Source organism: uncultured Campylobacter sp. (assembly GCF_905372745.1).
Taxonomy (GTDB): Bacteria; Campylobacterota; Campylobacteria; order Campylobacterales; family Campylobacteraceae; genus Campylobacter_A.
This window is the reverse complement of record NZ_CAJPQR010000006.1, coordinates 1-19,082: the sequence shown is the minus strand read 5'-3', so window position 1 is coordinate 19,082 and position 19,082 is coordinate 1. Positions and strand designations below refer to the sequence as shown.

At 50.2% G+C, this 19,082-nt stretch carries 18 protein-coding genes; 9 read left to right on the top strand and 9 right to left on the bottom strand.

Annotated features, from left to right (window positions below; genetic code table 11):
* The first annotated feature begins 63 nt into the window (after positions 1-63).
* The 9 genes from QZ157_RS02760 (at position 64) to QZ157_RS02720 (ending at position 11,740) form a co-directional block, all read left to right on the top strand.
* Positions 64-1,089, top strand: coding sequence for a hypothetical protein (locus QZ157_RS02760; protein ID WP_295141493.1), 1,026 nt, complete (start codon positions 64-66; stop codon positions 1,087-1,089).
* Entirely contained in the window at positions 1,067-1,504 is a 438-nt protein-coding gene (rnhA, locus tag QZ157_RS02755) for a ribonuclease HI (protein WP_295141490.1), read from the top strand. The genes QZ157_RS02760 and rnhA overlap by 23 nt, the downstream gene beginning before the upstream one ends.
* Complete coding sequence (gene rnc / locus QZ157_RS02750) at positions 1,504-2,172, top strand: ribonuclease III (protein ID WP_002946070.1); 669 nt, start codon at positions 1,504-1,506, stop codon at positions 2,170-2,172. Before rnhA ends, rnc begins: the two co-directional genes overlap by 1 nt.
* Positions 2,169-3,371 carry a chorismate synthase gene (gene aroC, locus QZ157_RS02745; RefSeq protein WP_295141485.1) on the top strand — a complete coding sequence of 401 codons (1,203 nt, stop codon included), beginning with the start codon at positions 2,169-2,171 and terminating at the stop codon, positions 3,369-3,371. The genes rnc and aroC overlap by 4 nt, the downstream gene beginning before the upstream one ends.
* A 51-nt stretch (positions 3,372-3,422) precedes the next feature.
* Positions 3,423-3,590 carry a hypothetical protein gene (locus QZ157_RS02740; protein WP_295141483.1) on the top strand — a complete coding sequence of 56 codons (168 nt, stop codon included), beginning with the start codon at positions 3,423-3,425 and terminating at the stop codon, positions 3,588-3,590.
* A 488-nt stretch (positions 3,591-4,078) separates the two neighbouring features.
* The gene (gene polA, locus QZ157_RS02735; RefSeq protein WP_295141481.1) at positions 4,079-6,733 is read left to right on the top strand and encodes a DNA polymerase I; all 2,655 of its coding nucleotides are present in this window, start codon (positions 4,079-4,081) and stop codon (positions 6,731-6,733) included.
* Between the two features lie 229 nt (positions 6,734-6,962).
* Entirely contained in the window at positions 6,963-8,132 is a 1,170-nt protein-coding gene (locus QZ157_RS02730; RefSeq protein ID WP_295141479.1) for a sugar transporter, read from the top strand.
* A 602-nt stretch (positions 8,133-8,734) separates the two neighbouring features.
* A complete protein-coding gene (locus tag QZ157_RS02725) occupies positions 8,735-10,105 on the top strand; it encodes a GntP family permease (protein WP_295141477.1) in 1,371 nt (456 codons plus the stop codon).
* 492 nt (positions 10,106-10,597) lie between these two features.
* Positions 10,598-11,740 carry a glycerate kinase gene (locus tag QZ157_RS02720; protein ID WP_295141475.1) on the top strand — a complete coding sequence of 381 codons (1,143 nt, stop codon included), beginning with the start codon at positions 10,598-10,600 and terminating at the stop codon, positions 11,738-11,740.
* 316 nt (positions 11,741-12,056) lie between these two features.
* On the opposite strand, the gene QZ157_RS02715 is transcribed toward QZ157_RS02720, so the two are convergent.
* The 9 genes from QZ157_RS02715 to surE form a co-directional block, all read right to left on the bottom strand.
* Entirely contained in the window at positions 12,057-12,626 is a 570-nt protein-coding gene (locus QZ157_RS02715) for a YceI family protein (RefSeq protein WP_295141474.1), read from the bottom strand.
* A gap of 227 nt (positions 12,627-12,853) precedes the next feature.
* The gene (menA, locus tag QZ157_RS02710) at positions 12,854-13,756 is read right to left on the bottom strand and encodes a 1,4-dihydroxy-2-naphthoate octaprenyltransferase (protein WP_295141471.1); all 903 of its coding nucleotides are present in this window, start codon (positions 13,754-13,756) and stop codon (positions 12,854-12,856) included.
* Between the two features lie 396 nt (positions 13,757-14,152).
* On the bottom strand, positions 14,153-14,548 hold the full coding sequence (locus QZ157_RS02705) for an SMI1/KNR4 family protein (RefSeq protein ID WP_295141463.1): 396 nt from the start codon (positions 14,546-14,548) through the stop codon (positions 14,153-14,155).
* A gap of 19 nt (positions 14,549-14,567) precedes the next feature.
* Positions 14,568-14,753, bottom strand: coding sequence for a hypothetical protein (locus tag QZ157_RS02700; RefSeq protein WP_295141460.1), 186 nt, complete (start codon positions 14,751-14,753; stop codon positions 14,568-14,570).
* A 234-nt stretch (positions 14,754-14,987) separates the two neighbouring features.
* Positions 14,988-15,116: a hypothetical protein gene (locus tag QZ157_RS02695; protein ID WP_295141457.1), complete on the bottom strand. Its 129-nt coding sequence runs from the start codon at positions 15,114-15,116 to the stop codon at positions 14,988-14,990.
* A gap of 543 nt (positions 15,117-15,659) precedes the next feature.
* Positions 15,660-16,754, bottom strand: a complete 1,095-nt coding sequence (locus QZ157_RS02690) for a phospholipase A (RefSeq protein ID WP_295141454.1) — start codon at positions 16,752-16,754, stop codon at positions 15,660-15,662.
* Entirely contained in the window at positions 16,751-17,416 is a 666-nt protein-coding gene (locus QZ157_RS02685; RefSeq protein WP_295141450.1) for a molybdenum cofactor guanylyltransferase, read from the bottom strand. Before QZ157_RS02685 ends, QZ157_RS02690 begins: the two co-directional genes overlap by 4 nt.
* 73 nt (positions 17,417-17,489) lie before the next feature.
* Complete coding sequence (locus QZ157_RS02680; protein ID WP_295141447.1) at positions 17,490-18,155, bottom strand: tRNA threonylcarbamoyladenosine dehydratase; 666 nt, start codon at positions 18,153-18,155, stop codon at positions 17,490-17,492.
* Positions 18,152-18,934: a 5'/3'-nucleotidase SurE gene (gene surE, locus QZ157_RS02675; protein ID WP_295141444.1), complete on the bottom strand. Its 783-nt coding sequence runs from the start codon at positions 18,932-18,934 to the stop codon at positions 18,152-18,154. Before surE ends, QZ157_RS02680 begins: the two co-directional genes overlap by 4 nt.
* Positions 18,935-19,082: the final 148 nt, after the last annotated feature.

The window sequence follows — 19,082 nt, the reverse complement described above, 5'->3', positions numbered from 1 at the left end:
AAGCGAGATTATACAATCGTTTTGCTATAATCGGCGTTAAATTTGACTTTAGAAAGCGGCATTTTGGATATATTTTTTATCGAATTTAGAGACCCGATTTTCGGTCTCGTGGTGCTAGTCGCCGCGGTGCTCGTGATCGCCGTTTTTAGCTATGCGTGGGGCGTTTTTAAGAGCAAGGACGAAAAGGCGGAGATCGCTGGATTTTTGAAAAAATTCGGCAAATCTCAAGGCCTGAGCGACGAAAACAAGCAGCTTTTGATAAACTCGGGCGCAGATACGGCTACGATGTGCTTTTTGGCGGGGACTTTTTCAAAAAGCGGATATTTTGAAAAGGCTATCAACGTCTATGCCGTGGCTTTGGAGCGGGCTAAAAACCGCGCGGCAAAGGAGCAAATTTTTACCGATCTTGGCCAGACTTATTTTAAGGCGGGCTTTTTAGAGCGCGCAAAAAGCGTCTTTTTAGAGGCGCTAAAAATCTCTCCGCGAAATCAAATCGCGCTAAAATCCCTAACGATAATTTTCGAAAAACTAAAAGATTATGTGGGCGCGCTACAGGCCTTGGACGCGCTGCAGGAGCTCGGCGATGGCGTGAGAGCGCAGACGGCCTACATAAAGGCGCTGCAAATTTTAGCGGATAAAAGCAAAGACGAAGCGGCCAAAATCAACGAAATTTTAGCGCTAAAGGACGAATTTGCGCTCGTGCGCCGAATGGCGATGGAGAGGCTAAATTTAAACGGTTCGGGGCTTAAGGATTTTAGCGATTTCCCGCCGTTAGGGGACGTTTTGGATTTGGTTTATTATCAAAATATGCCCGTAAATTTAGCCGATCCCGAGTACAAGAGCCTGTTTTTCGTCAAAGGCATGAGCGACGAGGACGGCGCGCCGCTTGGCTTTGAGTTAGAGGTTTTAAAGAAGCTAAAAGCGGCAAACTACGACAAGGCCGCGCTTAGCTTTAACTACGTCTGCAAGAGCTGCAAAAACGCCTTTCCGATGCATTTTTACCGCTGTCCGATGTGTAGCGAGCTAGGCAGCGTGCAAATTTTGCCTCACATCACGGAAAAACCCGATGAAAACAGTATGCCTTTTTAGCGACGGCTCGTGTCTGGATAACCCTGGGCCGGGCGGCTGGGCGTACATCCTAGAGTACGGCGAACACAAAAAAACGGCAAGCGGCGGCGAGGTACATACGACGAATAATCAAATGGAACTGCGCGCCGCGATCGAAGGGCTAAAGGCGCTAAAGCAGCCCTGCCGCGTGAAGCTCTACACCGATAGCTCATACGTCGCAAACGCCGTAAATGCGTGGCTAGAGGGCTGGGTCAAAAAAAACTTTAAAAACGTAAAAAACGTGCCGCTGTGGCAGGAGTATCTAAGCGCAAGCAAGCCGCACGAGGTCGAAGCGATCTGGGTCAAAGGCCACGCCGGACACCCGCAAAACGAGCTTTGCGACGAGATGGCGCGCGAGCAAGCCGTAAAGATAAAAAATAGCTTAAAAGGCGAATAATGCGAAATTTGGAAGAGAAATTAGGATATAAATTTAAAGACGAAAAGCTGCTAAAAACCGCGCTCACGCACAAAAGCGTAAAAGGCGGCGCAAACAACGAAAGGCTCGAGTTTTTGGGCGATGCGGTGATGGATCTGGTGATCGGAGATTATCTTTTTCACAAATTTTCGCGCCTAAGCGAAGGCGATCTAAGCAAACTAAGAGCCGCACTCGTAAACGAAAAAAGCTTTGCCGAGCTCGCCAAATATCTAAATTTGGGCCAGCTCATCAATATCTCGCCGGCTGAGGAGCACAACGGCGGACGGTTAAAAGCATCAATCTTATCAGACGCCTTTGAGGCGCTGATGGGCGCGATCTACCTAGAAAGCGGCTTTGACGCCGTGCGCGCGGCTAGCCTAAAAGCCTTTGAGAGATGCTACCCCGATATAAATTTCGACCGCATGGTCAAGGACTACAAAACCGCGCTGCAAGAGCTAACTCAAGCGCGCTTCGCCGAGATACCAAAATACGTGCTGGTCGGCTCAAAAGGCCCCGATCACAAGAAAGAATTTGAGATCGCGCTAATGCTAAACGAGCGCGAGATCTCGCGAGCCGCGGGCAAGAGCAAAAAAGAAGCCGAGCAAAAAGCCGCCAAAACCGCGCTTGAAATTTTAGGAGAGGGCAAGTGAATACCTTTGGGCGCAAACTAACGCTAACGACGTTTGGCGAGAGTCACGCAGCGGCGATCGGCGGCGTGCTAGACGGCTTTCCTGCTGGCGTGCGTATTGATTTAAAATTTATCCAAAGCGAGCTTGACAAACGAAAACCTGGCGGCTCGAAATTTGCCACGGCTAGGAGCGAAGGCGACCGTGTGGAGATTTTAAGCGGCGTGTTTGAAGGCGTCAGCACGGGCACTCCGATCGGTTTTATCATCCGAAACGAAAATCAAAAATCTGGCGATTACGAAAATTTACGCGAGCTCTTTCGTCCGGGGCACGCCGACTACGCCTACTACCGAAAATACGGCATCCGCGACCACCGAGGCGGTGGACGCAGCTCGGCTAGAGAGACGGCCGTGCGCGTGGCAGGCGGAGCGATAGCTCAAATTTTACTGGGCGAGTTTGGCGTCAGCGTGCAAAGCGGCGTGGCTAGCGTAGGTGAAATTTCGTGCGGCGGGCAGCTGGATTTTGAGCTGGCGGCGCGCTCGGAGATATTTTCGCTTGGTAACGAAGAGGCGATGAAAGAGGAAATCCTAAAAGCCAAGCAGGGGCACGACAGCGTCGGAGCTAGCGTCGCGACGGTTATCCGCGGCGCGTCGGCCGGGCTTGGCGAGGGGCTATACTATAAATTTGACGCGGCAATCGCGGCTGCGATGATGGGCATAAACGGAGTCAAAGCCGTAGAGATCGGCGAAGGCGTAAGTGCTAGCAAGATGCGCGGCAGCCAAAATAACGACTCGATGGGCGCGGCGCATGCGGGCGTAAATTTGTGTAGCTCTGACGACTCTACTCTTGACGGCGCGGGCGAGCTAGCAAATTTAAACGGCGGCAAATTTGACGAATTTAAAAGCGCTTGCCGCGGCTCAAATTCGGGCGAGAAATTCGGATTTGCCTCAAATCACGCGGGCGGAACGCTGGGCGGCATGACGAGCGGGCAAGAGGTCATGATAAAGACGCATTTTAAGCCGACCCCGTCGATATTTTTATCTCAACCGACGCAAAACGTGCGCGTAGAGGACGTCATCTGCGAGCTACGCGGGCGGCACGATCCGTGTATCGGAGTACGCGGCAGCGTCGTAGCCACTGCGATGGCTAGACTAGTAACGGCCGATATGCTGCTTTTAAATTTGAGCGCAAATCTTGCGAATTTAAAGAAAATTTACGGCTAACTCCAAGATAACCGCACTCCAAAGGAAGCTGAGGAAACGGACGCTGCGCGCGTGAAATTTGCAATGATTTTTGCGCGCGGCAAAGACGTTTGGCGAATTTATATTTACGATATAAACGGCGTAACGGACATATTTGATATAAAAAATATCTCGCACGCAGGCTTAGAAAATTTGCTCGCAGACGCCGCAAAACATCTAAAATTTATGCAAAAATCATAGAAAATAGAGCGCGGCGAGGAACTATAGGCGCGCAAATTTAGACTTTTACCCTAACGGCAAGAAAAATATATCCTAAAAAACTAGCCAAGTAGTGCCTCAAACAAACTACAAAGCGCTAAAATCTAAGCCTTGGCGCAATATTTATGAGGATAAGTCGGTTGATAGCGCCTGCGGGGATTTTTGTAGATTTTTAAAATATCTCGCGCAAAATAGGCTAAATTTGCCTCTTTTTTACGTTTAAATTTATGATTTTCGGGCTTAAAGCCCAAATTTAGTCGCCCAGCACGCAGGCGATTTTGCGGCTCTAGCGCGGACTATCGCGCGGAGCGCGGAGTGCTTGTAAAGCGGTTGCGAGATTAAATTTACGCCGATTTACGCGGGTATGCCGGTATCCGCGTTTTTATTTTCTCGTCCTTTTAAAATAAAATCAAAAATCAGCCTACTTTTTGCCTAAAATTTGTAAAATTAGCCCAAAAAAAGGATAAAAAATGAGCCAAAAGACGCTAACGATCATCGACACTTTCGGATTTTTTTTCAGACTTTACTACGCGATGAGCGGACTAAAAAACCGCGAGGGCAAGCCAAGCGGCATGGTGAGCGGCTTTGCTAGCTTTATCATGAATTTACGCCAGGAGTTTGCCAGCGACTATATCATCTTTGCGCTAGATAGCAAGGGCAAAACGCTGCGCCACGAGATCCTGGGCGAATACAAAGCCAACCGCTCCGAGCCGCCCGCCGCGCTAAAAGAGCAGCTGCCCGTGTGCATAGAAATGATAGAAAAAATGGGTCTAGCCGCGGTTAGCCGTGAAGGCTACGAGGCCGACGACATCATCGCTAGCGTCGTAAAGGAGTGCAAGCAGCGGGATATATTCGTACGTATCGTGACGCACGATAAGGACCTCTATCAGCTCATCGAGGACGGCAAGGTAAGCATCTACAGTCCCCAAAGCAAGATCGACCACGATAGCGCTAGCTGCATAGAAAAATACGGCGTTCCGCCAAGCTGCATACGCGATTTTCTCGCGATCGCGGGCGATAGCTCGGATAATATCCCCGGCGTCAAAGGCATAGGCGCAGTCGGCGCGAAAAAGCTGCTAAACGAGTTCGGCAATCTAGAAAATATCTACGAAAACCTGCCGCTAGTGCGAAACGAACGTATCCGCGGTATGCTTGCCGAGGGCCGAGAAAGCGCGTTTTTGAGCAAGCGCCTAACATCGCTCTTTGACGACGTGCCTGACGTGCTCGATCTAAAAAGGGCGGAATTTCCCGAGCAAAATCCGCTCGTAAAAGTCGCCGATACTCTGCGCGAATACGATCTAAACCGCCTTTTAAAAGCGCTGCAAAATGGCGAAAACACAGGCGAAAACGCGGAATTTAAGCTCGGCTTTAACGCGCGGCTCTTAACGGACGAGAATGAAATCGAGCGACTGCTGGCAAATATAGACGCAGACACGCTCGTGGCGTTTGACACCGAGACCACGGACGTCGATACGCAAAATGCCCGCCTGGTCGGCTTTAGCTTTTGCTTTAACGACGAGGAGGCCTACTACGTGCCGGTGGCTCACGAGTATTTGGGCGCGCCGAAGCAAGTAAGCGAGAAATTTGCCGCCTGGGCGATAGGGCAAATTTACAAAGGCTGCGTGATCGGGCAAAATTTAAAGTACGATTTTAAGGTCGTAAAGCGAAATCTGGGGCTTGAGCCGCCCGTAAATTTTAAAGATACGATGATACTAGCCTGGCTCATGGATCCGGGCTCAAGCGTGGGTATGGACGCGCTAGCCAAGCGGCTCTACGACTACGACACGATCAAATTTGAAGACGTGGTAAAGCGCGGCGAGACCTTCGCGTCCGTGGCGCTGGAAAACGCCGCAAAATACGCCGCCGAGGATGCTTGGATAACGCTGAAATTTTACAAAAGCTTTTTAAATTTGCTTGATCCCGAGCTGCTCGCGCTCGCCGATACGCACGAGTTTGCGTTCATCCTCACGCTTTTTGATATGGAGCGTGAGGGTATCGCGATAAATCAGGGGAAAATGCAAAATTTGATCCTAAAAAACGACGCTAAGATCAAGGCCTTGACAGCCGAAATTTACGAGCTAACGGGCGAAAATTTTAATATCAACTCCGTTAAACAGCTAGGAGAAGTGCTGTTTGAGCACCTAAAACTACCCGTAAAGAAAAAGACCAAAACGGGCTACAGCACCGACGAGGCAGTGCTAGCCGAGCTCATCGAGGAGCACCCCGTCATCTCTAAGCTGCTCGAGTACCGCGAGCTATACAAGCTGCAAAGCACATACTGCGAACCGCTGCTAAATTTGGCTAAAAAAGACGCTAATAGCAGGATATACACGAACTTTATCCAGACGGGAACGAGCACGGGCAGGCTATCGTCTAAAAATCCAAATTTGCAAAATATCCCGGCTCGCGGCAACCTAGCTAAGGACGTGCGAGGCTGCTTTGAGGCTAAAAGCGGCTTTAGCTTCGTGGGACTTGACTACTCGCAGATCGAGCTACGACTACTCGCGCATTTTAGCCGCGACGAGGCGCTTTTGCGGGCGTTTGCGAACGACGAGGACATCCACGCGCGCACGGCGATTAGTATATTCGGCAGTGCAGAGGGGCAAAACCGCGCGGTGGCAAAGAGTATAAATTTTGGCCTCATCTACGGCATGGGCTCGAGCAAGTTGGCAAATCAGGTAAGCATCACGCGTGCCGAGGCAAAGGAATATATCGAGCGCTATTTTAAAGCTTTCCCTACGATAAAGGGCTTTTTAGAAGGGATAAAAACCGCTGCCAAAAACGAGGGCTTCGTGCGCACGCTGCTGGGTAGGAAGCGGCTGTTTGACTTTACTACCGCGACGCCGATGCAAACTGCGATGTATGAGCGCGAGGCGGTAAATACGATATTTCAGGGCTCGGCTGCCGATATCATCAAGATGGCGATGGTAAAAATCCGTCCGCTTTTAAGCCCGCGCGCTAGGATGCTTTTGCAGATACACGACGAGCTGATTTTCGAGGTGCAGGACGGTTATGCCGAGGAGTTCGGCGCGGCGGCGCAAAAAATAATGCAAGAAATTTACAAACTAAACGTGCCGCTAAAAACGAGCCTAAACGTGGCGAAGGATTGGGGCGAGCTGAAGTAAAATTTGAGGCTTTGAGCGCTCAGTAAAGCGTATTTTATTTCGAGGCGTAAAAAGCGCATTTGGTCGAGTTTTATAGACTAGGCGGGGTTAAATTTAGCTATAATTTCCGCTTGAAATTTAACCCAAAAGCGATATAGGTCTGGAGTATAAATTTGAAACGATTCGGGCGCTAAAATCGCAAAATCGGTTAAATTTGAAGCAAAATTAAAAAGTTCAAGAAAGAAAACCGATGAACGTCCATAGAATCGCCTACGTAAGAGTTACCTTGCTAGCGGTTGCCGCCTTTATTTTTAACACGACGGAATTTATCCCCGTGGCTCTGCTAAGCGACATCGCGGCGGATTTTGAGATGGACGTTACAAGTACGGGGCTAATCATCACGATCTACGCGTGGGCGGTGAGCATCCTTTCGCTACCGCTGATGCTGCTAACCTCGAAGCTCGAACGCAAGAGGCTGCTTTTGCGGCTTTTTGTGCTATTTACGCTAAGCCACGTCCTGGCCGCCATTGCGTGGAATTTTGCCGTTTTGGTAATCGCGCGCCTTGGTATCGCGATTTCGCACGCGATCTTTTGGTCGATCATCTCATCGCTCGTCGTGCGCCTAGCGCCGATAAATAAAGGCTCGCAGGCCATCGGCATGCTGGCTTTGGGCACCTCGCTTGCGATGGTTTTAGGGCTTCCTTTGGGGCGCGTGGTCGGCGAGCTTTTGGGTTGGAGGATTACGTTTTTTGCGATCGGCGCGCTTGCGGCAGCGGAGGCGCTGTTTCTTTGGAAAATTTTACCGTTTTTACCGAGTCGCCGCGCGGGCTCTCTTGCGAGTTTGCCGATGCTTGCAAGGCGTCCGATGCTGCTTGCTTTGTATCTACTGACGTTTTTGATCGTAGGCGCGCATTTTACGACTTACAGCTACGTCGAGCCCTTCGTGGCGAAATTTAATACCGCAGGCGATCACTTTGTAACCTACGTCCTGCTAGCATTTGGCGCTTCGGGCATTCTTGCTAGCGTGCTTTTTTCAAAGCTTTACCGCTCTTTTCCAAACGCCTTTTTGATCTGCTCGATCCTCTTTATCCTAGCTTCGGCGCTGACGCTAAAGCTTTTTGTCGCAAATGACGTAGCGCTGCTGCTGGCGGCTTTCGTCTGGGGGATAGGTATTTCCGGCTTTGGACTCTGCTTGCAGATTAGGGTTTTGGCGCTAGCTCCCGACGCTACCGACGTCGCGATATCGATCTACTCGGCTATCTACAACGTAGGCATCGGCGGCGGAGCGCTTTTGGGGCATCAGATCGCAACGAGATTCGGGCTTGAACACATAGGCGAGGCGGGCGCGATACTGGGCGCGCTAGGGCTTGCAAGCTACCTCTACGCAAGCGTGAAATTCGCGCAGAAAAATAGTGCGTAGGCTAAATTTGCGAAAGAGCTTTGGCGAAATTAACGCACGCTTTTAATCGGCACTTTAAAACGGCCGCTTTGCGGGTTTAAATTTTTAAAATTTATCCATGCGACTAGCTAAATTTTGCAGATAAAATTTAATCTCGCGCTTGGCTCTGCCGGCTATTTTATTAATCACGCTATCTCTGCCCAAAGCCTCTTAAAATTTAGCGACAACACGCAAGAAATTAAAACAAGGGTCGCTTAAATTTAGCTACTTTATAAACCTGACCTGCGGTAAATTTTCAGCCAAAGCAGCGTAATTATATTTTCGTTTGCGCCGTAAAGATGCGGGTTTAAGGCGGCTGGCAAAAGACTAAACCTAGCCAAGTCGGTAAAATCGCCGCAAAGCCTAAATTTAGTATTCGTCGCTGCGAGCAAAGCGGAGGTCTGAGAGGAGATCGCTTTGCTTGTGCGCTTATGGGCTAAAACTAGCTTAAAACGAGACCGCTAATCTGCCGAATTTGCACACATTATAAAATGAAACTAAAATTTCAAATCTAATTTAGATATTTTAAAAACAAATTTAGGTAATATTGCGTTAAGTAAAAATTTTATCCGAAAGGAGCTGTTATGAGCGGTATTGCTCTCATCGTCTGCTTCGTCATAGCGGTCGTCGTTATGATCGTGCTGATTTCTAAGTTTGGGGTTCACCCCTTTATAGCGATCATGCTCGTCTCGCTGGCTCTTGCCGTCGTAGCGGGTATCGACCTGGTCAAGGTTCCCGCGATCATCGGAGAGGGATTTAGCGGGATATTTAAAAGCATAGGCATCGTCATTATCCTTGGCGCACTTATCGGTATGGCGCTAGAAAAGACGGGTGCGGCGCTAAAGCTGGCCGACATGGTCGTGCGCTGCGTAGGCGACAAACGCCCCGAGCTAGCCATGCTCATCATGGGCTGGATTGTCGGTATCCCGGTCTTTTGCGATAGCGGCTTTGTGGTACTAGATCCGATCCGTCGCGCAATAAAGGAAAAAATCGGCGCCAACCCCGTAGCGATGGCGGTCGCGCTCTCGTGCGGCCTATACACCTCGCACGTGTTTATACCGCCGACGCCGGGCCCGATAGCGGCTGCCGGACTCGTGGGCGTGGGCCACAACCTGCTACTAGTCATCGCCGTGGGTGTGGTCGTTTCGATACCGGTTCTCATCGCGGGCTATCTTTTTGCTAAAACTATCGGCGCAAAAGTGAGCCTAAAAGAGGATCTGGCCGAAGTGGGCAAGAGCTACGACGAGATCATCAAAGAGCACGGTAAGCTGCCTTGCGCGTTTTTGAGCTTGGCGCCGATTTTTATGCCGATTTTGCTGATGGCGCTGGGTTCGGTCGTCTCGATACTAAAGCTAAAAGGCTCGTTTGCGAATTTCGTTTTATTTTTAGGCAATCCGATCATCGCGCTCGGCGTTGGCGTGCTATTTGCCGTTATCTTGCTGGCTAAAACGGGCAAGCTTGGCGAATTTAACCTCATGACTAACGAGACGCTAAAGATCGTCGGACCGATCCTTTTCATCACGGCTGCGGGCGGCGTGCTAGGTAACGTCATCGCTAAGGCCGGATTTGTCGAGTTTATGAAGGCAAATGCCCATCTCATCGGCACCGTGGGTATATTTTTCCCATTTGTTATCTCGGCTATCATCAAGACAGCTCAGGGCAGCTCGACCGTGGCGCTCACTACGACGGCCTCTATCATGGGGCTTTTCACCGATAGCGGCTCGATGATGAGCGCGCTGGGGCTAACTAGCGAGATGGGCGCGGTGCTAACGGTGATGGCGATCGCCGCGGGCGCGATGACGGTTTCGCACGCTAACGATAGCTACTTCTGGGTCGTTACGAACTTTAGCAAGATGTCGCCGGAGCAGGGCTACAAGACTCAGACGATGCTTACTTTTATAATGGGTATCGTGGGTATGGCGAGCGTTTGGGTAGCGTCGCTTATTTTGCTGTAAATTTGACGGCTAAATTTGAGTGCGGTTTTGGCGCAACGAGACTGCACTCTTTACGGTATGAACGGTAAATTTTCAAATTTGTCCGCCCAGACCCGCATCTTGAAAATGCCAAATTTTATTTAATAAAATTTGGCATTACGCGCTAAGCTTTTTTGTTAAGGGGGAAGGGGCTTGAATTACGAAGTCGCTCCCTTCCCCCTTAACAATCCCCCAACCCCTACGACGTGAGAGGTTGCTGCACTGCGTGCAGGTTTATGTGGCGCTATCGCGCCGCACGTTTTTAAATTTGCAATGAAGCCAAATTTGGCTCGCGATTTAAAACTAAATTTGATAAAATCAGTCCGTAAAATTTAAGGCGAGGTATTTTTCCTTTAGACGAGGCGGAAATGAGCCGAGCGAGGGCGCATACACATAGTATGTAACCGAGTTTCGGCGAAATTTCTAACGATGTATAAAGAAAAAAGACGAGCCGCTAACAAAAAAGGAAAACAGATGAAAATTCTAATAGCAATCGACTCATTTAAAGGCTCCCTCAGCTCCCTCGAGGCCGGCAACGCCGTAAAAGAGGGCATAGAAGCCTTAGCCGGCGAGACCGACGAGGTGACGGTTAAGCCCATCGCGGACGGCGGCGAGGGTAGCGTGGTGGCGCTAGCAGACGCGCTAGATGGCGAGTTTATCGACGTCATCGTGCAAAATCCTCTCGGCGAAAAGATCCCCGCCAGATACGCGCTAGCGGGCGAACTGGGTATCCTTGAGATGGCGTCTTCTAGCGGGCTCATGCTGGTGGAAAAAGAGCACAGAAACCCGATGAAAACGAGCACTTACGGCTTTGGGCAGATGATTTTGCATGCTATTAGCAAGGGTGCGCGTAAATTTATCGTGGGTATCGGCGGCAGCGCTACGAACGACGCGGGCACGGGCATGCTAAGCGCGCTGGGATACGAGTTTTTTGACGAAAACGGCGAGCTGCTCGATGGTAAAGGCGAAAACCTCATAAAAATCACAAAAATCTCAAACAAAAACGTAGCGCCCGAGCTGCAAGAGTGCGAGTTTCTAGTGGCTTGCGACGTGGATAATCCTCTGTTTGGCAAAAACGGCGCGGCCTACGTTTACGGCCCGCAAAAAGGTGCGGACGAGCAGATGGTAAAGGATCTAGACGCTGGTCTTATTAGCTTTGCGAGCGCGACGAGCGAGCACTTTTCGAGCGAATTTTGGAACTTCAAGGGCGCGGGCGCGGCAGGCGGGCTAGGATACGGGTTCGTTAGCTACTTAAACGCCAAACTAAAGCCCGGCATCGATATCATCATGGAGGAAATCCGCCTCGAAGAAGACGTGAAAAACGCCGATCTAGTCATCACCGGCGAGGGGCGACTGGACTTTCAAAGCTCGATGGGCAAGACCCCGACCGGAGTGGCGAAGATCGCCAAAAAATACGGCAAACCCGTCATCGCGCTAGCTGGCAGCGTGTCGCCGTGCGCGGGCGGCTGTAACGAAAACGGCATCGACGCGTTTTTTAGCGTATTAAACGAACCTGTGAGTCTAGAAGAGGCGATGGATAAGCAAACAGCAACGCGCAATCTAAAAATGACGGCCCAGCAGGCTTTGAGGCTATATTTGCTAGGGCGTAAGGGGTAAATTTACGCTTTGTTACGGCGACGGGGCCGGCGAATTTATCGGTTTGCCGGCTTGGTCGCGTTTGATCGCTTAGTATGATTTGCGAGCTTGGGTGGATGCTTTGCATTTTGCCGCAAATTTACCTTTCGGTGCGGCAGTTTCGCGGATTTTAAATTTGTAAATTGATCTAGTAAATCAATTTCTAGTTTGAGTTTTGCTATGCGGATTTTGCGCCGAGTTGTAGCGCGAGCCTAAATTTACAAAAATCTAGGCCAAAAATCCAAAATTTAACAAGCCAAAGCCCGAAAAACAGGCTTTGGTTAAATTTGTTACAGGTTTATTTTTCCTTGGCTTCGACTTCGATTTCTAGCTCGACTTTGTCCGATAGCGTGATATCGGAGGTATCCAGCCCGATCTCAAAGAGCTTGCGTTTGGTCTCGCCCTCTAGGCTAAAGCCGATTTTTTCCTTACCGTTTTTATTCGCAGTAAAGCCGCCAAGCTCGAATTTTAGCACCACGGGCTTAGTGACGCCGTGCATCGTGAGCGTGCCCACGACCTTGCCTTCAGTGTCGCTTTCTTTTTCAAATTTGACCATCTTGTAGGTGATTTTGTCAAATTTGTCCGCGTTGAAAAAATCCGCGCTGCGTAGGTGCTCGTCGCGCTTGTCATTTTGCGTATTTACCGAGGCGGTTTCGATGGTGGCCTCGAGCGCTTTGAGCTCTTTGGCGTTTTTGTCGTAGTCGATCACGGCGTTAAATTTGCCGAAATTGCCGCTTACTTTTGATATGCTTAGGTGCTTGATCTTAAAGCCGACGCTGCTGTGCGCCGGGTCGATCTCATAGACTGCGGCGTTTGCGAAGCTCGCTGCTAGCGCTGCTGCTAGCGAAAATTTGATTAGTTTTTTCATTTTTTCTCCTTGTAAATTTTTGAAAGTGTATTTAAAAAAGGTAAATACATAGCTTTTGCCGCGTTTTGGACTAAATTTGCGCGACAAATCTATACCGAAAAACTCTGGCTAGTAAATAATAAAAACCGGGCGGTGCGACATGCTTGAGGGTTAAATTTAATGCTTAAAATCGGCAAAATCGCTCGCGATACGGTAAATTTGATAAACCGCGTGCGCCAAAGTAAATCTTAGCCCAAAATTTCCCCGATAAAAAACAGCACCGACATCGCAAACGTGCAGAGCGCGACGACCTTTAACTGCTCGTCGAAGTCGCGGCACTCCCTCACTTTTAAGACGAAAAAGAGATGCCAAATAAGCGGCGCAAAGCTAGCTACGTAGAGCAGTCTCACGCCCTGCTCACCGCGCAAAAGCGAGTAGCAGAGCATTAGACCCGCCCCGCCCGCGATCAGCGCATAGTGATAGAGCTTAGCCGCGCGCAGCCCGATACGAACGGGGATCGTGCGCTTGCCCTTGAGCGCGTCGTTTTGGACGTCGCGCATGTTGTTTAGATTTAGCACGGCGGTGCTTAGCATCCCGCACGCGCACGCAGGCAGCAGTAGCGCCGCATCGAGCGCGCGCGCGTATAAAAAGTACGAGCCCAGCACACTAAGTAACCCAAAAAATAAAAACACGAAAACGTCGCCAAGCCCCTTGTAGCCGTACGCGTCCGCGCCCACGGTGTAGCGGATCGCAGCAAATATCGACGCACCGCCAAGCGCCAAAAACAGCAACACGAGATAAAACCGCTCGCCAAACGCCAAAACGCTCAGCGCGAGGCTAGAAAATGCCGCAAGTAGCGCCGTAGCGACGATGACGCGCTTCATCTGCTCGGTGCTCATCTGCCCCGTTTGGATCGCTCGGCGCGGCCCCAGCCTACCATCGTCGTCGGTGCCTTTTACCGCGTCGCCGTAGTCGTTGGCGTAGTCGCTTAGTACCTGAAACAGCAACGTCGTAAGTAGCGCCAGCGCGAAAATATCGGCTCTAAATACGCCCGCGCCGTATGCCGCGCCGCTGCCCAGCAACACGCCCGAGACGCTAAGCGGTAGCGATCTAAGGCGAGCGGATGCGTAAAGAGCTTTTGCGGTTATCATTTTTTACCTTTTTAAATTTATATGCCGAATTTGCGGCAAATTTGAGCTCAAATTTAGCACCCAAATGCAAAAAGTAATATAAATTTAACCCGGTTTTCGGGTGAAATTTGTAAACTAGGAGTTAAAATTTGCAGCGGTTATCGCCGTATTTAGAGTTTTGAGGTTAGTTAAATTTGTCGCCAAAGCCGCTTGCGCTGAAATTTATCAAATTTCTGCCGTTTCTCGCCAAAACTCAAGCGCCTTATCGTCGTCAACCTGGACGAATTTAGCGATTTCTTCCGCGCAAGGTACGGCCTTTTTGCTTAGTCGCGCGATATCGATACCGGCAAGCGCTCTAAAAAATCTCTCAAAATCGCTCGCAACGCGCCTACCGCAAAGCTCTTCGTCTCCGAGTAGTCACGCATAAATCGCGCCGTCCGCGCAATCAAGCAAAAAAATCCACGGATCGCCCACGGTAAAAACTATCAAATTTGTAGGGCGCGTATCGCCCCGCCACCATTTACCGCCGTATTCGTCTGTGCTGTTTAGCCGCACAAGCTCACTAGCGTAGTCGCCGCCTGCGCCAAAGCGTACGTTGCAAACCTCAAATTTGCCCAAGTCAAATTTGCAAACTAGCCGCGAAAGCGCAAGCGGAAATTTGATGCCTAGAGCCTCTTGCGCATTTTCTAGCGCCCGCGTGGACGCGTCGGCATCGTTTTGTGCTAGCAGCCTCATGCCCGTTATGCCCTCTCGCTCCAGAGGTAGGTAGATATCGTCTAGCTTGCGAGCGATTTGGTCTAGCTCTAAAAACATGTCTTTGTCCGCATCTAGTTTATCTGAGTTTTTTTGTTTGGGTTTTTATGATTTCGCCGTTTTCGCCGTAAAATTTCGTAGTCGCCGCGCCCACTTTTGCGTCGGTTACGACCTCTTTTACGAGCTCACCTTTTTCGTTAGATTCTTTTTGTATTTTACCCGCCTCGCTAAGCGGCTTGCCGATCGTTTGGCGCTGGTCTATCACGCTTTTTAGCTTGCCGTTTGGGTAGAAAAACTCAAAATACGCAGACTCGCCCCCTATCTGGTATGCGCGGCTGTGCAGGCGACCGCTGTCGCCTTATTTTTCAAAAGTCGTTTCTTTTTTGCCCGTTCGAACGCTAACAAATTCCTTATACGACGGTTTGCCGTTTTTGCGGTATTCGGCTATGTTATTTTCGGTAAAAAAGCCCAAATTTGCGTCGAAGCGTTTGGTTTTTCGCTACAGTTTTAGCGCCTCGCCCGCGTCAAAAAGCTCCAGTAGCTCCTTTTCTAGCCCGCTCCACAGGCACCTTTCGGCCGTGAACGTAGGTGAGTTTCGGTGCTCTTTTGAGTAGACTTCGAGTAGCACCCAGCACTCGTTTTTGCGGACGACAAGCGAGATTTTTAGCTTCGTGGATGGGTTGTCCGGGATCTTGCGCTTGTACCGTTCGTCCGCCTCGTCGATGACGTAGCGATTTAGCTGCGCGCCGCTCGCATCTAGCTAGGTGACGTAGAGTCTGTTGCGTATTTTGCCGTTCTCGTCCTTTTCGCCGTTGCGCAGGTCGTACTAAAAAATATCTCATAGGTTGCGATTAGCTCGTCGTTTTGCTGCCGGGGTGCGTAGTTGCCGCCTGCTTACAGCGAGGTCGCGCAGGTCAAGACGATAAAAAGTCTTAATAAATTTTTCATCTATCTCCTTGGGTTTTGCGCTTATGTTGCGGCGGCGACCTTGCGTAAATTTAAAGATCGCGTCGCGTTTGTAATTTTTAAAATTTACTCTCGCGCTTTGCTATGCGCATTGCCTGCTCGTCAAATTTGCCGCGCTTGTTTGTTCGGGCAAATTTGACTTATCGCTTTGGGTTGTTTTGCCGCGATTTTTATTCTGTCGGCACCGCCTGAGCGCGGCAGCTTTTTATTTTAAAATCGCAAAGCCGATACCGACTTTATCGGTGTGGCGATTGTAGTCGATGAGGCTCTCGCCGTATCCCGTAAAGTACTTCACGTAGCCGTATACGCCGCTCTTGCCAAACGGAAATAGCCATCCAAGCTCGCCCGCGCCGCGGTTGGTTTTATCAAAATGCAGGTTGTTTCGCACCATCGCCGTAAAGACGTGGCCGCGGTATGGCAGGGCGAAATTTATATCCATGTTGCCGAGGTATTTTTCGATGTCTGGGTTATCGTCGCTGCCCTTGCTCTCAGGGATGCGCGCCCACGCTCGCGGGATCACGACGAGGCTGCCGGCGTAAAGTTTGGCCTCGAGATAGACGCGGTTCCACGAGCGAGACTTCTCGCCGCCCTGGCCGTTACTCTCGTGCAAAAGCCCCGCGCGTAGGTAGTCAAGACTCGGTAGCGCCTCAAATCTCATTGGGACGGTCACGAAAATCTCGGGGCGATAGTTGGTCTCGCGAAACGGCGTAGAACTCTTAGCCGTCTGCCACCACGAGCTTTGCGAGTAGCCCGCCGAGATCGTTTCGTTCATATCAAACACGTCGTAAAACAGCGGCTTTTGCAAGCTGATCTGAAAAGCAGTCTCAAATCTGCGCCTACCCTCAACGTCGTTAAACGCGTAGGTTGCGGGCAAGAGGTAGTTTAGATGGTGCATTTTTAAGCCCAAAATTTCATCCACGTCGTATGCCTCGCCGCTCTCAAATTTCGCTCCCGGGCGCTCTTTAGAGGCGATCTTTTGCTCCTCTACGGGCGCGTCCGCTACGCTATCTGAGGGCGCTATCACGGAGCGCTCCATGGCGGCCGTTTCGCCGTCCTCGTCCGTAAATATCGCCTTTTTAGCCGCCAGTTTATAAAGCTGAAGGGCTCTTGTTTTGTCGCCTTCATGCTCGAGCTTTGCGGCGGCTTCGTAGAGGCGTTTGGCTTCGTCTTTGGCTGTCGGCTCGGTTAAATTTTCGGCTGGATTTTCTGACTGCGGGGCTAAATTTTGCTTCGGCGTTTCCGCCTGGGCGACTAGGGCTAAATTTAACAAAATCGCCGATAAAACGATAATTTTTTTCATATTTTTCCTTCTTTTAAGGCTTGTTCGTAGTCTGCCTGGTAGTTGATGTTAAAAAACTCGTCTTCGCGCGCGAATTTTACGATCTTGCAGCGGCAGCGGCTACGCAAAAGTCCGATCTTGTGCTCGCCCGCGGCAAAAAGTTCGCCCGCGGCACCCGCTAAATCCCCGCTAAAAAACCCGCAAAGCGAGTGCGTATGCGACTCGTCCGCAGCGATGACCATGTCGTATTCGCCGGCAAATTTATATAGCTCGCGCACGCACTCTTCGCTAACGAACGGCATGTCGGCCGGGACAATAAAGACGCTTTCGTTTGGGAAATTTTTAAGGATACTATAAAGTGCTAGCATCGGAGAAAAGGCGTTTGGGTTCAAATTTGCCGTATCTTGCGAGCAAATTTGAGCAAAGCTTGCCTCTGCGCCCTCTTTGTCGCCCGCCTGGGTCAAATTTGACCACGAGATCTCCTCTGGGTTAGCGTCTTTTACGAGCGGTAGGGGCGGATTAAATTTGTCAAATTTGGAGCTAACGAATACGCGCTCGAAAATCCGCCCGAATTTATGCGCTCCGTAGTGCGTGAGCGTCGCAAATCCGCCAAAAGGCAGCAGCGTTTTGTCGCGGCCCATTCGCGAGCTTTTGCCTCCGGCTAAGATGACGCATGTTTTCATTTTTTTCCTTGATTTTAGGTGCGCTATGATAGCATAAATTTGGCTCGCCTAGGCAAGCTATCGGCAGATTATCTTATCTGCCGCCGATGATTTTTTTTACCGCCAGCGCGGCTAAATTTAGCCCAAAGCACGCCGTCACGCCCATAAAGCTGCCCAGTTTCACGCATTTTGGCAGCTCGGTCGAAAACACGACGTCAAATTTGCCTTTAAACCCCGCTTTTTTAAGCTCGGCTCGTATTTTCTTGGCAAACGGGTCGTTGCAGGTCTGCCAGATGGACGCGACTTTGATCTGCGTCGGATCGAGACGCTTTGCGCCGCCCATAGAGCTAATTAACTTTTCGTGCGTTTTTAGCGCGAGAGCGACTTTAGCCGGCACGTCGTCGATAGCGTCGATAATAAGATCAAACGGCGAAAAATCAAAATCCTCGACAAACTCCGGCGTCATTAGCTCTTGTAGCGCCGTCACGCACTCGTATCTTGCGGCAAATTCGCCGACTTTGACCGCGCCGACGGCTTCGCTGTAAATTTGGCGGTTTTGATTGGTTATATCAAAAACATCCTTATCTATGAGAGTGAGTTTGCCTACGCCTGTTCTAGCCAGCGCGTCCGCGCAGACGCCGCCTACGCCGCCTACGCCGCAGATTAGGACGTTTGCTTTTTGAAGCTTTTTAAAATCATCGCCTAATAGCCATTGAGACCTCGTAAAGCGGTCCGGTTTTTCTAAAATTTCTTCGTTCAAATTTGATCCTTTAGGGCGGTTTTTAGCGCGGCTAGACTCGCATGCGCCGTCATATCGAGCATAATGGGAGTAAGCGAGGCATAACCGTCGCTAAGCGCGCTGATATCGGACTCGCCGTTTTGCTCGTAGTCTAGGCTCGAGGCTTGTCCGAGCCAATAATACTCGACGCCTCGCGGGTTGCGGTGAAGCATCGCGTGCGTGGCGTAGCTGCGTTTGCCAGCAGGCACAACGCGGTAGCCTCTAAATTCGCGGGGCGAGACGGCTGGGATATTTACGTTTAAAAACTGGCGCGGCGGCAGCGCTATCTCGCCGTTTAGCACTCGAGAAACGATAAATTTAACGATATCTTCGGCGAGTAAAAAGCCCGTTTTTTCGATACCGTCGCTCTTATAAAATTGCGAAAACGCTATGCTTGGAACCCCTTGCAAAACGCCCTCCATAGCCGCTCCGCACGTACCCGAGTAAGTGATGTCCTCGCCTACGTTGGCGCCGTGGTTTATGCCGCTTACGACTAGGTCGGGCGGCCTTTTATAAAGCGCGTGAAGCGCGAGATAGACGCAATCAGCGGGCGTAGCGTCGTCGAGTTTGTAAAAATCGTCATCAAGCTTGATGAAACGAAGAGGCCTAGTTAGCGTAAGAGAGTGTGCGCAAGCCGATTTTTCGCTGCTTGGGGCTACTATCGTGACGCGCGTGTCCGGTAGTTCGCGCAGCGCGCTAGCTAAAGCGTGCAAGCCGCTAGCCTCGAACCCGTCGTCATTGGTTATCAAAATTTCTTTCAAATTTATCCTTAAAGCATTGCAAGAACTCAAATTTAGCGAGCTTTGCCGAGTAAAATTTAGATTTGGATTTTATCATAGCTTTATTTATTTGAAATTAAATTTTTCATAAGACATACAATATTTACTTAAAATTGTAACTCTAAAATTT

Excerpts from the sequence above, each read along its gene's own strand:
- rnhA (WP_295141490.1), top strand. The coding sequence starts at position 1,067 with ATGAAAACAGTATGCCTTTTTAGCGACGGCTCGTGTCTGGATAACCCT.
- rnc (WP_002946070.1), top strand. The coding sequence starts at position 1,504 with ATGCGAAATTTGGAAGAGAAATTAGGATATAAATTTAAAGACGAAAAG.
- polA (WP_295141481.1), top strand. The coding sequence starts at position 4,079 with ATGAGCCAAAAGACGCTAACGATCATCGACACTTTCGGATTTTTTTTC.
- QZ157_RS02730 (WP_295141479.1), top strand. The coding sequence starts at position 6,963 with ATGAACGTCCATAGAATCGCCTACGTAAGAGTTACCTTGCTAGCGGTT.
- QZ157_RS02725 (WP_295141477.1), top strand. The coding sequence starts at position 8,735 with ATGAGCGGTATTGCTCTCATCGTCTGCTTCGTCATAGCGGTCGTCGTT.
- QZ157_RS02720 (WP_295141475.1), top strand. The coding sequence starts at position 10,598 with ATGAAAATTCTAATAGCAATCGACTCATTTAAAGGCTCCCTCAGCTCC.
- QZ157_RS02715 (WP_295141474.1), bottom strand. The coding sequence starts at position 12,626 with ATGAAAAAACTAATCAAATTTTCGCTAGCAGCAGCGCTAGCAGCGAGC.
- menA (WP_295141471.1), bottom strand. The coding sequence starts at position 13,756 with ATGATAACCGCAAAAGCTCTTTACGCATCCGCTCGCCTTAGATCGCTA.
- QZ157_RS02705 (WP_295141463.1), bottom strand. The coding sequence starts at position 14,548 with ATGTTTTTAGAGCTAGACCAAATCGCTCGCAAGCTAGACGATATCTAC.
- QZ157_RS02690 (WP_295141454.1), bottom strand. The coding sequence starts at position 16,754 with ATGAAAAAAATTATCGTTTTATCGGCGATTTTGTTAAATTTAGCCCTA.
- QZ157_RS02685 (WP_295141450.1), bottom strand. The coding sequence starts at position 17,416 with ATGAAAACATGCGTCATCTTAGCCGGAGGCAAAAGCTCGCGAATGGGC.